Source organism: Polaribacter sp. L3A8 (genome assembly GCF_009796785.1).
GTDB lineage: Bacteria > Bacteroidota > Bacteroidia > Flavobacteriales > Flavobacteriaceae > Polaribacter.
This window is the reverse complement of the sequence record NZ_CP047026.1, coordinates 3,578,355-3,592,403: the sequence shown is the minus strand read 5'-3', so window position 1 is coordinate 3,592,403 and position 14,049 is coordinate 3,578,355. Positions and strand designations below refer to the sequence as shown.

At 31.5% G+C, this 14,049-nt stretch carries 9 protein-coding genes; 4 read left to right on the top strand and 5 right to left on the bottom strand.

What is annotated here, in order from left to right:
• Positions 1-2: 2 nt before the first annotated feature.
• Both serA and GQR92_RS14855 read right to left on the bottom strand, forming a co-directional pair.
• The gene (gene serA / locus GQR92_RS14860; RefSeq protein WP_158840878.1) at positions 3-1,895 is read right to left on the bottom strand and encodes a phosphoglycerate dehydrogenase; all 1,893 of its coding nucleotides are present in this window, start codon (positions 1,893-1,895) and stop codon (positions 3-5) included.
• Positions 1,896-2,036: 141 nt separating this feature from the next.
• Positions 2,037-2,858: a hypothetical protein gene (locus GQR92_RS14855; protein ID WP_158840876.1), complete on the bottom strand. Its 822-nt coding sequence runs from the start codon at positions 2,856-2,858 to the stop codon at positions 2,037-2,039.
• A gap of 185 nt (positions 2,859-3,043) precedes the next feature.
• On the opposite strand from GQR92_RS14855, the gene gcvP reads away from it, so the two are divergent.
• A complete protein-coding gene (gene gcvP / locus GQR92_RS14850; protein WP_158840874.1) occupies positions 3,044-5,929 on the top strand; it encodes an aminomethyl-transferring glycine dehydrogenase in 2,886 nt (961 codons plus the stop codon).
• A 378-nt stretch (positions 5,930-6,307) separates the two neighbouring features.
• Positions 6,308-7,948, top strand: coding sequence for an alpha-glucan family phosphorylase (gene glgP, locus GQR92_RS14845; RefSeq protein WP_158840872.1), 1,641 nt, complete (start codon positions 6,308-6,310; stop codon positions 7,946-7,948).
• Positions 7,949-8,036: 88 nt separating this feature from the next.
• On the opposite strand, the gene GQR92_RS14840 is transcribed toward glgP, so the two are convergent.
• From GQR92_RS14840 to GQR92_RS14830, 3 genes are all read right to left on the bottom strand, one after another.
• On the bottom strand, positions 8,037-9,005 hold the full coding sequence (locus GQR92_RS14840; protein WP_158840870.1) for a YpdA family putative bacillithiol disulfide reductase: 969 nt from the start codon (positions 9,003-9,005) through the stop codon (positions 8,037-8,039).
• A 16-nt stretch (positions 9,006-9,021) separates the two neighbouring features.
• The gene (locus tag GQR92_RS14835; protein WP_233269881.1) at positions 9,022-10,575 is read right to left on the bottom strand and encodes an FMN-binding glutamate synthase family protein; all 1,554 of its coding nucleotides are present in this window, start codon (positions 10,573-10,575) and stop codon (positions 9,022-9,024) included.
• Positions 10,576-10,807: 232 nt separating this feature from the next.
• Positions 10,808-11,059 carry a type B 50S ribosomal protein L31 gene (locus GQR92_RS14830; protein ID WP_036822520.1) on the bottom strand — a complete coding sequence of 84 codons (252 nt, stop codon included), beginning with the start codon at positions 11,057-11,059 and terminating at the stop codon, positions 10,808-10,810.
• A 263-nt stretch (positions 11,060-11,322) separates the two neighbouring features.
• On the opposite strand from GQR92_RS14830, the gene GQR92_RS14825 reads away from it, so the two are divergent.
• The gene (locus GQR92_RS14825; protein WP_158840869.1) at positions 11,323-12,366 is read left to right on the top strand and encodes a glutaminyl-peptide cyclotransferase; all 1,044 of its coding nucleotides are present in this window, start codon (positions 11,323-11,325) and stop codon (positions 12,364-12,366) included.
• Between the two features lie 116 nt (positions 12,367-12,482).
• Positions 12,483-14,000 carry a hypothetical protein gene (locus GQR92_RS14820; protein ID WP_158840867.1) on the top strand — a complete coding sequence of 506 codons (1,518 nt, stop codon included), beginning with the start codon at positions 12,483-12,485 and terminating at the stop codon, positions 13,998-14,000.
• The last annotated feature ends 49 nt before the right edge of the window (positions 14,001-14,049 follow it).

Sequence of the window (14,049 nt, the reverse complement as noted above, 5' to 3'; positions counted from 1 at the left end):
GATTAATACAAAACTCTAAATTTAATAGTTCCTTCAATTTCTCTTAAGGCTTCTATAACTTCTTTGTTGTATTCTTTATCCAAATCTGTAATTACATACCCAACTTTTGGATCTGTAGATAAATACTGACCGTTAATATTTAATTCGTATTCTGCTAAAACTTTATTAATTTTAGCCATAACACCTGGCACATTTTTATGAATATGTAAAAAACGGTGTGCATTTGTTTGTCTAGGTAAACGAATATTTGGAAAGTTTACAGCGTCTACAGTATTACCAGAATTCATATACGCCATAATTTTACTTGGTACAAAATCTGCAATATCTCTTTGCGCTTCTTCTGTACTTCCACCAACGTGTGGTGTTAAAATTACATTTGGCAATCCTTGTAACTCTGTAAAAAACTCACCATTTTTTCTTGGTTCAGAAGGATACACATCTACTGCTGCACCGGCTAATTTTCCGCTTTTTAAAGCAGCAACCAAAGCAGGAATATCTACCACAAAACCTCTTGCTAAGTTTACTAAAATTGCGCCATCTTTCATTTGAGAAATTTCTGTTTCTCCTATAAAGTTTTTGTTTGCTGCATTGTCATCTATGTGTAAAGTAACCACATCTGAAAGTGCTAATAAATCTGATAATTGATCTACTTTAGTGGCATTACCTAAGCCTAATGTATCTTCTACATCATAATAGTAGACATCCATACCTAAAGCTTCTGCTAAAATTGATAATTGCTTACCAATATTACCATAACCAACAATACCTAATTTTTTACCACGAACTTCTCTAGAACCTTCTGCAGTTTTATTCCATTGACCGTTGTGAATTTCTGTACTTCTTTGAAAAACACTACGCATTAACATAATAATTTCTCCGATAGCCAACTCAACTACAGAACGCGTATTACTGTAAGGAGCGTTAAAAACAACAATTCCTTTTTCTTTACACGCTTCTAAATCTATTTGTTTGGTACCAATACAAAATGCACTAACTACCATTAATTTATCTGCAGCGTCTACTACTTTTTGCGTAACGTTTGTTTTAGAACGAATACCTAAAACGTGTACGTCTTTAATTTTTTCTATCAACTCGTCTTCAGACAAACTTTTAGAAACAGTTTCTACAGAAAACCCATCTGTAGATAACTTTTTAAAAGCATCTGGATGTACATTTTCTAATAATAATATTTTAATTCTATTCTTTGGGTACGATATTTTTCTTGGCAACTTGTTAACGTATAAAAATTCATCTAAACTTGGGGCAATGTGGTCTGCGTTTTCTGTTGTTTTAATTCTAGAAACATTTTCTGTGTAAGCAAAAAACTTATCTGCTACACCTGCTTGTCTAGTTACATAATCGCTGTACCCATCACCAATAACTTGTATTTCTCCTTCGAGATTCATGTCTTTTAAACACTTTATTTTTCCGTTGTGCTGAGAAAGTGGATTGTTGGCATCGAAACCAATAATTTCACCATCGTTTGCAAACTCAAAAGTATTTGCATACACTCTTTCTGAAGGTATATTGTATTCTGCTACAATAGGATCTATAAATTCTTTAAAACCACAAGAAATCACATAAATATCATCCGCATAGCTTTCAAAAAACTCTTTGTTGCTTTCTATAGATTTTGATACTTGTTTTTTTAAAGCAGCAATTAAGCTGGATAAATCAGCTTTGTTTGCTTTTAATAACTTTATTCTTCTTTCTAAAGATTCTGTAAAGGATATTTCACCATCAATGCCTAAATTGGTAATATCTATTATTTCTTGAATAATAGCCTCTTTTTTAGGATTATTTTCTAATGTTATTTCTGCTAAAACATCTAATGCTTCTACCTTAGTTAAGGTACTGTCAAAATCGAAAATATAATTTCTTTTTGTACTAATCATTACTTAAGAATCTTGGTTGAATTTAAGTGAGTAAATCTACAAATATAGTAGGGAAATAAGAAGCTATTTTAAAGTTTTATGATATCTATTTTATTTATTCTGATAATTTAAAAATATATGTATAATTAGATGATTTCGTACTTAAAAATTATGGAATCCTAAAAGAAACATCCACCAAGCAATAGGTAGCAACTCTACCCAAAAAGAACTGTAGTACTTTGGCTGCTCTGTTTTAGCTCTCATTAAGAAAATTACCAACAGAAAAAAGAAAAGCATAAAAGGTGTTTTTACAAACGTATTGGTTATAATCAAATATTCTAAAACTAAAGAAAAAACCAACAACATTAATCCTAACTTTCTGGTCTTTGCGATCCCTATTTTCTTCGGAATCGTTTGTAAAGAAATAGCATCATACTTTACATCTCTTATATCAAAAGGTAAAATTAGAACCACCACAATTAAAAAACGTTGTAGCATTAGTAAAAGTACATTTATAGAAATTTCTTTACCTGCATCAACTGCAGGAATTAATACCGTAAAACCCGCCCAAACGAGTGCCACAATAATTACTTTTAAATAACTAACTTGTCTTAATGTTTTAGCTACTCCACTTAAAAAAGGAACCGCATACAATACTGTTAATAAGCAGAAAGGAAGGGTGTATAATAATGTATTTAAAGAAGTTTGATATGCAAAATAACACAATGCTAAAAAACAGAAGAACGAAAACACTTGTATATTCTTTAAGCTTTTGGTTAAACTTTTATGATGTAATTTTGCCACACCTGCATATTTTACAGAATTATACCCTGTAATAGTTCCCAAAAACATAAAATAATTTAAGTCGCTATTATAAGGTAGATCTAAATAAACTTCTGTAATTCTTAGCAGCGCATACACAGAAAATGCAACATGAATACTTGCATTTATATAAAAATCTAAAACCAATTTTAAGAATCTCATTCGGCAAAAATAGGTTTTATGTTCATAACATTTAAATTTGGTTAATAATTAACCTTTTTTAACTAAAAATCTGACCTAAATTTTTTTATTATTTCCCTACTTTTGAGCCTTTAAAATCAATTGGTTTAAACAAGCAATAACACAAACTATATCGATTGAACTAAACCTAAACAAAACTTTATTACATGAATACAAATTTGTTTCAAAACAGACATATTGGACCTAATAAAAAGGAACAAGAAAAAATGTTATCAACGATAAAAGCGGAAAGTTTAGAACGGTTAATTTACGAAACCGTTCCGGATGATATTCGTTTAGAAAATGAGTTAGATTTAGCACCTGCAAAGAGTGAATATGAATATTTAGCACATATTAAAGAATTATCTGAAAAGAATAAAGTTTTTAAAAGTTACATTGGTTTAGGATATCATGAAGCTATTGTGCCAAGTGTAATTCAGCGTAATATATTAGAAAATCCGGGTTGGTACACTGCTTATACTCCTTACCAAGCAGAAATTGCACAAGGTAGATTAGAGGCATTGTTAAATTTTCAAACAATGGTTTGTGATTTAACAGGAATGGAATTGGCAAACGCTTCTTTATTAGATGAAAGTACGGCTTCTGCAGAAGCAATGGCTTTATTGTATGATATTAGAGAAAGAGCACAAAAGAAAGCGGGTGTAAACAAATTTTTTGTTTCTGAAGAAATTTTACCACAAACCATCTCTGTTTTACAAACTCGTTCTACTCCTATTGGTATTGAATTAGTAATTGGTAACCATGAAGAGTTTGATTTTTCTGAGGATTTTTTCGGAGCAATTTTACAATACCCAGGAAAACATGGTCAGGTTTATAATTATGCACAATTTGTTGCAAAAGCAAATGAAAACAATATAAAAGTTGCCGTTGCTGCAGATATTTTATCATTAGTAAAATTAAAAGCTCCTGCAGAATTTGGAGTTGATGTTGTTGTAGGAACTACACAACGTTTTGGTATTCCGTTAGGTTATGGTGGCCCGCATGCGGCTTACTTTGCTACTAAAGAAAAATATAAAAGAAGTATTCCTGGACGTATTATTGGTATTACCAAAGACAGAAACGGAGAGCGTGCTTTGCGTATGGCATTGCAAACAAGAGAGCAACATATTAAGCGAGAGAAAGCGACTTCTAATATTTGTACGGCGCAAGTTTTATTAGCTGTTATGGCAAGTATGTACACTGTTTATCATGGTAAAAGTGGTTTACAATTTATTGCAGATTCTGTACACAATAAAACAAAGTTAGTTGCAGATTATTTAGAAAAAGCAGGGTTTAAGCAATTAAATACTTCTTATTTTGATACTTTATTAGTAGAAATAGATTCTATTAAATTAAAATCTGTTGCAGAGTCTTTTAAAGTAAATTTTAATTATGTAGATAATAAACACATTTCTATCTCTATAAATGAAGCAACTACACAGAAAGATTTAATGAACTTGTTTACCATTTTTGGTCAACTTAAAAAGAAATCGACTTCTGCTGATGCTGAAATTGTAGACGATTTTCATCAAATTTTAACTAAAGAATCTTTTAGTGCAGATTTTGAAGTTATTACAGAAAATATAGCAAGAAATACACCGTTTTTAGAAAACGATGTATTTAACACGTATCAATCAGAAACAGATATGATGCGTTATATTAAAAAATTAGAGCGTAAAGATTTAGCATTAAATCATTCTATGATTTCTTTAGGTTCTTGTACAATGAAATTAAATGCAGCCTCAGAAATGTTGCCTTTAAGTAATCCACAATGGGGAAATATTCACCCATTTGTGCCGTTAAATCAAGCGGAAGGGTATCAACAAGTTTTAAAGAGATTAGAGCATCAATTAAATATCATTACCGGTTTTGCAGGTACCTCTTTACAACCAAACTCTGGTGCACAAGGTGAGTTTGCCGGCTTAATGACTATTAGAGCTTATCACGAATCTAACAACGATTCTCACAGAAATATTTGTTTAATTCCTGCTTCTGCCCACGGAACAAATCCTGCATCAGCAGTTATGGCTGGTATGAAGGTTGTGGTTACCAAAACCGATGAAAAAGGAAATATTGATGTAGAAGATTTACGTGCTAAAGCAATTTTACATAAAGATAATTTAGCTGCTTTAATGGTTACCTATCCTTCTACTCATGGAGTGTACGAAAGAGCAATTAAAGAAATTACCCAAATTATTCATAATAACGGCGGACAAGTATATATGGATGGCGCAAATATGAATGCACAAGTTGGGTTAACAAACCCTGCAACGATTGGTGCTGATGTTTGTCACTTAAACTTACACAAAACATTTGCCATTCCGCATGGTGGTGGTGGTCCTGGAGTTGGCCCAATTTGTGTAGCTCCACAATTAGTACCATTCTTACCAACAAATCCTGTAGTTGCTACAGGAGGAGAAAATGCAATTACAGCCATTTCTGCTGCTCCTTGGGGTTCATCTTTAGTATGTTTAATTTCTTACGGATATATTACCATGTTAGGTGCTAAAGGACTGACCGATTCTACCAAGAATGCCATCTTAAATGCTAACTATATTAAAGAACGTTTGCACGGACATTACAATAGTTTGTATACGGGAGAAATGAATAGAGCTGCGCACGAAATGATTATTGATTGCCGTGATTTTAAACAAAACGGAATTGAAGTTGTAGACATTGCAAAGCGTTTAATAGATTATGGTTTTCATGCACCAACCGTTTCTTTTCCTGTTGCAGGAACTATGATGATTGAACCTACAGAATCTGAATCTATGGCAGAATTAGATCGTTTTTGTGATGCGATGATTTCTATTCGTGAAGAAATAAAAAACACCTCTAAAGAGGATGAAAACAATCCTTTAAAAAATGCACCGCATACACAAGAAATGCTAACTGCAGATGATTGGACATTACCATACACCAGAAAACAGGCTGCTTTTCCTTTACCATATATTGCTGAAAATAAATTTTGGCCTTCTGTACGTAGAGTAGATGATGCTTTTGGAGACAGAAACTTAATTTGTTCTTGTAACCCAATAGAAGATTACATGTAGAACACACACTGTTCTTTTAGTATTTTAAAACCGTTTCTTTTTTGAAACGGTTTTTTTTGTTTTAATAATAACTAAAAACCTTTTATCTTTTCTTTTAATTTTTTTTATCAAACCCTCATACTTCGGAATAATAAAACGAAAGTCATTTCTAAATAAACTTTTTTTAAGCAATTGAGGAATCACATAAAACTAAAAAAGACATTTAAGAAACCTCTTTAAATTAGAAATGATTAATATCATAAAAACCTACAAACAGCCAACTTAACTTAAATTTAAAAGCATTATAAATTAACTTTAGATACCTAAACTTAACTCACAAACAGTATTATACGTTGTGTATTTTCCTTACTTTTAATACTATAAAATCAAAAAAAAAATATGGAACATATATATAGTAAATGGCATCACCCATACAAACCGGTAGCAAAATATAAAAAGAAAGTAGCTTATTTTAGTATGGAATTTGGTATCGACCAAGCGTTTAATATTTATTCTGGAGGTTTAGGCTTTTTAGCTGGTTCACATATGCGTTCTGGACTGGAATTAAAACAAAATATGATTGGTATTGGTATGCTTTGGAAATATGGCTATTACGACCAAGCAAGAAATGAAGACCAAACCTTAAAAACAGAGTTTAACGAAAAACATTTCGAGTTTTTAGAGTATACAGGCATCGAAGTAGAAATTAAACTACATGACAACCCAAATGTAAAAGTAAGAGCCTACGTTTTAAAACCAGAGGTTTTTGGCACTGTACCCATGTATTTTTTAAGTACAGATGTAGATGGAAACGACCACTTGTCTAGAACCATAACCAACCATTTGTATGACCAAAACCAAGTAACAAGAATATCTCAAAGTATTGTTTTAGGAATTGCTGGCGCCAAGGTAGTAGAAATTTTAGGAGGCGCAGATACGTATCATTTAAACGAAGGACATGCCTTACCTGCTTTTTATTATTTAAGAGATAAAGGCGTTACCAAAGAACAAATGGTATTTACAACACATACACCAGAAAAAGCAGGAAACGAAGAACGAGATGCACGTCATTTAAACAGATGTGGTTTCTTTGGAAGAACACTTTCTGAAGAAGAACTATACAAAGAAATGGTTAACGGAGGTATGATTAATTATACCATTACTGCATTAAGAATGGCTAGAAAAGCTAACGGAGTATCTAAACTACATGCCATCGTTGCGAATGACATGTGGAAAGATTACGAAGGTATTTGTGAAATTATTCCGATTACAAATGCACAAAATCAAAAATTTTGGCAAGATGAAACGATTAAAAAGTCTTGGAAAAAAGGAAATGCTACTGCCTATAAAAATAAAAAATCGCAGTTAAAAAGCAAACTTTTTAATGAAGTATATAAACAAACCGGAAAAAAACTAGATCCTAACATCTTAACAATTGTTTGGGCAAGAAGATTTGCAGGTTACAAAAGAGCTGATTTACTTTTACATGATTACGATCGTTTTAAAAGGTTAATTTATAATGAAAAATATCCAGTACAAATTATTTGGGCAGGAAAACCTTATCCGTTTGATTATGGTGCCATAGACACCTTTAACCACTTGGTACGTCAATCTAAACAAGAACCAAACCTTGCAGTGCTTATTGGTTATGAGATAGGATTGTCTAGAAAATTAAAATGCGGTTCTGATGTTTGGTTAAACACGCCAAGAATTACACGTGAAGCTTCTGGTACAAGTGGTATGACAGCTGCAATGAATGGTTCTGTAAATGTTTCTACGGATGATGGTTGGATTCCTGAATTTAAAAAGGATGAAGAAAATTGTTTTGTATTACCTGCACTAGATAATCTTTTACCAACTTACGAACAAGATAAAATAGACACCGATAATTTATACAGTATTCTAGAGAACAAAGTATTACCAACCTATTATGACGCTCCTAAAACATGGCAAAAAATAGTTTTTAAGGCTATGGATGATGTTATTCCTGAATTTACAACCCAAAGAATGGCAGCTGATTATTATAAAAAATTGTTTTAGAAAAACTTAAACTCAAGTCGACAAAGATGAATTAAAAAAAGCCCTAACAATTAACTGTTTGGGCTTTTTTTAATTTATATCAATTTACTTATACGTTCTGCTTTAAAACATTTGCAATAATCATTTTTGCATGTATGCGAGAGTTTTCTATAAACCATTTGTGCGTTTCCATCCCTCCACAAATAACCCCTGCTAAATAAACACCTTTCACGTTGGTTTCCATAGTCTCATCATTATAAGTCGGAATTTTCTTTTCATCCTTAGAAAAAGAAACTCCTATTTCATCTAAAAGTGTAAAGTTTGGCTTGTAACCCGTTAACGCCAAAACAAAGTCGTTTTGCAGTATTTCTGCACCCTCTTTTTTATTTAGAACAATAGTATCTTTAGTTATTTCTTTAACTGTAGTATTATAATAAACCTTAATATTACCTTCTTCTATTCTGTTGATGATATCTGGTCTCACCCAATATTTTACACGTTGACCTACTTCTGCTCCTCTAATAACCATAGTAACCTCTGCTCCTTTTCTATAGCACTCTAAAGCTGCATCTACAGACGAATTACTTGCTCCAATAACCGCTAATTTTTGTCCTGCATAAAAATGTGGATCATTATAATAATGAGACACTTTTGATAAATTTTCTCCTTGTACATTTAAAATATTCGGAATATCATAAAAACCTGTTGCAATAATAATATTGGCAGATTTGTAGGTCTTCTTATCAGAAACAACAGTAAACTCAGTTGCCGTTTTAGAAACTGATGTTACTTTTTCAAATAAATGAATATTCAATTTATTTGAAGTAGCAATTCTTCTGTAATATTCTAAAGCTTCACTTCTTCTTGGTTTATTTTCTTTACTAATAAACGGAATTTCATCTATTTCTAATTTCTCTGAAGAAGAAAAAAACTGCATGTTTACAGGGTAATTATATACCGAATTTACAATAGGACCTTTTTCTATAATTACATAGGATAATCCTTTTTTTTGAGCTTCTAAGCCACAAGCAATACCAATGGGACCTCCACCAATAATAACAATATCAAAATATTCCATAGAAATAAAAATTGCCTTAATTATTATAAAAAATTTCTTCTAAACTTACCACTTCCTCATCTTTTCTTCGTCTAAAAACTTGGTTTGCTTTTATATCTGCAATAGAAGCAACCCCCATAGCAGCAACAACTTCTTTTACAGCTTCAATAGTTTTATGGTGGTAATTTTTAACACGTACATTTTTCTTTTCTACCACCAAAGCTTTTACCAAATCATCATCTTGTGTAGCAACACCAACAGGGCAAGTATCTAAATTACATTCTCTTGCTTGTATACAGCCTAAACTTAGCATAAAACTTCTTGCCATACCCACTGCATCTGCTCCTAAAGACAAGTATTTTATAATATCGAAAGCATCTATAGCTTTACCAGAAGCAATAATTTTAATTTGATCTTTTAATTGATGCTTTATTAAAAGTTTATTTACAAAAACCAATCCTTCTATAAGTGGCGTACCTATATAATTTGTAAATTCCATTGGTGCAGCACCTGTACCACCTTCTCCTCCATCTACAGAAATAAAATCTGGGTAATTATTGGCATCTGCAAATGCTTGCATCATGGTTTCTATTTCTTCATTATTACCTACACAAAGTTTAATTCCTACTGGTTTACCGCCAGATAAATCTCGTACCTTCTGTATAAAAACAATCATTTCTTGATAATTAGAAAATGCAGAATGACCTGGAGGCGAATCTACTTGTGTACCAGGCTCTACAGAACGAATCTTTGCAATTTCCTCTGTATTTTTGGCAGCAGGAAGAATTCCTCCATGACCAGGTTTTGCTCCTTGAGAAAATTTAATTTCTATCATTTTTACTTCTGGACGAATGGCATTCGTTCTAAATGTTTCGTTATCAAAATACCGTTTTCCATTAGTATCGTGTTTTCCTGCTCCAAAATACCCTGTACCAACTTGAAAAATAATATCCCCTCCTTGTAAATGGTAAGGTGATATTCCTCCTTCTCCTGTATTGTGTGCAAAACCACCCATTTTTGCTCCTTGGTTTAATGCCATAATTGCATTTTTACTTAAAGAACCAAAAGACATGGCAGAAATATTAATAATAGAACCTTCGTATTTTTGAGTACACTTATCAGAACCAAAAACAATTCTTTCTCCTGCTATTTTATGATGATCTGTAGGAAACAAAGAGTGTTTTACAAACTCATAGCCTTTTGCATATACATTATGCTGTGTACCAAAAGGAACGGTTTCTTTAGATAATTTAGATCGCTGATACACAATACTCCTTTTTTCTCTATTAATGGGTGTACCGTTTAAATTATCTTCTATAAAATATTGTTGAATTTTACCTCTTTCATCTTCAAAAAACCAACGTAACCTTGCTATTACCGGAAATGCTCTTAATAAGGAATGCGTAGTTTGTAAACTATCGTAAATTGCAAGTAAGGTAAGTAACCCAGAAATGGATACTAGAATAATGGTTCCTGTTTGTGGGATAAAATAGGCTAAAACTCCGAACAAAATTGTGATTCCTATAAAAATAGAAAGTATGGTATTTCTCATTATATAATAGTTATTTAAAAAGACTTTAAAAATACTCATTTAGTACGATATTTTGCACTAGCCTTACAAATAGTTTGCGTTAAGGATTGCAGCGGCATCCTTTTTGCTTTTTCAGCAAAAAGATATAGCGAAAAGCCTGACCTTTAGGGAACGCCCATACACAGACAAACTAAGTACTTAAATTAATGAAATACAGCATTAAGTACATGGCAAAAAAAAACTCCAACAAATAAATGTTGGAGTTTTAAATATGTTGAAAATTCTAAAAATATTATTTTTTGAATTTTGCGTATTTCGTTTTAAATTTATCGATACGTCCTGCAGCATCAATAAGTTTAGATTTACCAGTGTAAAATGGGTGAGATGTTCTAGAAATCTCTAATTTTACTAAAGGATACTCAACACCATCAACTTCTAATGTTTCTTTAGTGTCTACAGTAGAACGTGTTAAAAATACATCTTCATTAGACATGTCTTTAAATGCTACCATTCTATAATTTTCTGGATGAATTCCTTTTCTCATTTTATTATATTTTAATACTTTAATGTTATGTTTGCATGAGTAAAGTTGGTAAAGCTCACTCTGTTCTCTAAATAGTTGTTTTTTACTATTTTGAGGATGCAAATTTAACTATATTTTTTAATTAACAAATAATTATTTTGTTTTTATTTGGTCTAACCACCACAATAGTTACTTTTACACTTGTTTTTACCTATAAATAGTGGTTTTTCATCACTTTACTTAAACTGTAAAAAGACTAAAAATTAAATATAAAAAATTTAAAAATGAAAAATAGTACTTTATTTGTTGCTTTTTTAGCGTGCTTTCTGCTTATAACATCTTGTTCTGATGTGTATAAATTTAGTCTAAATCATAAAAAACAAGTTGCTTTAAATTCTAATATTGATGTAACTCTTAAAGAACAAGAAGACAAACCGATAAATAGTGTTCAGTTTTTTGTGAATGGTAAAGAAATTTCTTCTGAAGGAAATACAGTTTCTATAAACACAACAGATTTAGGTGTTGGTAAGCATCAAATTTCTGCGTTGGTTTTTTATCCTGAAAAAACAAAAAAAGAAAATAGCTTTTTTGAGGTTTTAGCAGATAAAGCACCTGTAGTATATGGATACAATATTGTAAATGAATATCCGCATGATAAAACAGCATACACACAAGGTTTAGAATATCATGATGGTTTTTTATATGAAACTACAGGTCGTAGAGGACAATCTACTTTAAGAAAGGTTGAAATTAAAACGGGTAAAGTTTTACAGACTGTAGATTTAGATAAAAAGTATTTTGGAGAAGGAATGACCATTCTTAACAATAAAATCTATTGGTTAACATGGCAGGCTAAAAAAGGGTTTGTATACAATTTAGAAACCTTTAAACAAGAAAAAGAGTTTGCATACAACCAAAGTGCAGAGGGTTGGGGCTTTACACATAATGGAACTGAATTAATTAAATCTGATGGGTCTTCTAAAATTTGGTTTTTAGATCCTGAGACTTTAAAAGAACAAAAATCGATTCAGGTTTACACCAATAAATACGCGGTAGATAACTTAAATGAGTTAGAATTGATAAACGGCAAAATTTACGCAAACAAATATCAGCAAAATGCCATTGTTATTATAGACCCAAAAACGGGTGTTGTAGAAGGTATTGCAAATTTAAAATCTTTAAAAACAGAAATGGAAAAAACACAGAAGTTAGTTCCGCAAGACGAAGTTTTAAACGGAATTGCTTTTGACGAAGAAAACAACCGCCTTTTTGTAACTGGTAAACATTGGGGTAAATTATTTGAAATTGAATTAATTAAAAAGCAATAATTGAATTAATTAAAAGTTCTATTGTTTATATCATTACATAAAAACATCAGGTCGAGGGTCCGTTGAGACCTTAATACAACCTCTCAACAACCATCAAACAAACAGAAACTAAATATATGCGTTACTTTATTTCTTTTATTATTTGTATTGCCTTTATCTCTGTAAGTTCTTGTAGAAAAGATTTTAATACCGCACCTAGTTTTGGTAGCCTACAATTTTCTAAAGACACCGTTTTTTTAGACACCGTATTTACAAATATTGGTTCATCAACATACAATTTAAAGGTTTATAATCGAGGAAACAACGCTGTTACTATTCCTGAAATAAAATTAGAAAACGGCACAAATTCTAACTACAGATTAAATGTAGACGGAATACCAGGTAAAGATTTTAAAAACATTGATATTCTTGCAAAAGATAGTATTTTTATTTTTGTAGAAACCACAATAGATGCAAACAATGTTGTAAATCCATTATATACAGACAAGATTTTGTTTGATAACGGCACCAACCAACAAAAGGTAGATTTAGTAACTTTAGTACAAAATGCAAACTTTATCTATCCGGGTAAAGATGCAATCTCTATGAAAATTGATAGTTTAACTTTAAACGGAGAGCCCACAACTTTAAAAGGGCGTTTTTTAACCAATACCGAATTAACTTTTACAAACGCAAAACCAACCGTTATTTATGGTTTTGCCGCAGTACCAGCTAACAAAACATTAACCATAGAAGCCGGAGCAAAAGTTTATTTTCATGATAATTCTGGTTTAATTGTAGACGATAAAGCAACTTTAAAAGTAAACGGAACACTTTCTAACAAAGTAGTTTTTGAAGGTGATAGGTTAGAACATTCTTTTAGTGAAACTGCAGGACAATGGGGAACTATTTGGATGCGTGCAGGAAGCAAAAACAATGAAATAAACCACGCTATTATTAAAAACGGAATTATTGGTGTTTTGGTTGATAGTATTGGCACACCTTCTACCCCAACTCTAAAACTACAAAACACAGAAATTTACAATCATTCTAGCTACGGAATTCTAGGTAGAGAAACTAATATAGAAGCAAACAACGTGGTTGTTGGTTCTGCAGGTCAGGTTTCTTTAGCTGCAACTGTTGGCGGTACTTATAATTTTACGCATGCTACATTTGCAAACTATTGGAACAATGGCTTACGTCAATTACCAGCTGTTTTGGTAAATAATTTTTTTACATATACAGATGCTTCTGGACAAGAAATTATTGAAACTAGAAATTTGCACGCTGCCAACTTTACCAATTGTATTTTTGAAGGAAATAACAACATAGAATTTGTTTTAGACAAAGTAGATGGAGGTGGCTTGTTTAACTATAACATTAGCAATTCTATGATTAAATTTATAGATACTAATGATTCTTATAAAGACAATGAAGTCTTAGACTTTACAAATTCTTCTTACCAAGACATTATTTTAAACGGAAACGCTGATTTTAGAAATACTCAAAAAAATGATTTTATTATTGGTGAAGAATCTGATGCCATTAACAACGCAAAATCGACCACCTTTACTACTGATATTTTAGGCCTAGACAGAACTACAAATGCTGATATTGGCGCATACCAACATATTGTTTTTGAAAAAGAAGAGTAACTTCTGTTCTCTAAATTCTATCTTAATAACTTTAAGTAAATTACTTATT

Coding starts and splice junctions, on each gene's coding strand:
- GQR92_RS14825 (WP_158840869.1), top strand. CDS start 11,323: ATGAAAAATAGTACTTTATTTGTTGCTTTTTTAGCGTGCTTTCTGCTT.
- GQR92_RS14830 (WP_036822520.1), bottom strand. CDS start 11,059: ATGAGAAAAGGAATTCATCCAGAAAATTATAGAATGGTAGCATTTAAA.
- GQR92_RS14840 (WP_158840870.1), bottom strand. CDS start 9,005: ATGGAATATTTTGATATTGTTATTATTGGTGGAGGTCCCATTGGTATT.
- GQR92_RS14855 (WP_158840876.1), bottom strand. CDS start 2,858: ATGAGATTCTTAAAATTGGTTTTAGATTTTTATATAAATGCAAGTATT.
- GQR92_RS14835 (WP_233269881.1), bottom strand. CDS start 10,575: ATGAGTATTTTTAAAGTCTTTTTAAATAACTATTATATAATGAGAAAT.
- serA (WP_158840878.1), bottom strand. CDS start 1,895: ATGATTAGTACAAAAAGAAATTATATTTTCGATTTTGACAGTACCTTA.
- glgP (WP_158840872.1), top strand. CDS start 6,308: ATGGAACATATATATAGTAAATGGCATCACCCATACAAACCGGTAGCA.
- GQR92_RS14820 (WP_158840867.1), top strand. CDS start 12,483: ATGCGTTACTTTATTTCTTTTATTATTTGTATTGCCTTTATCTCTGTA.
- gcvP (WP_158840874.1), top strand. CDS start 3,044: ATGAATACAAATTTGTTTCAAAACAGACATATTGGACCTAATAAAAAG.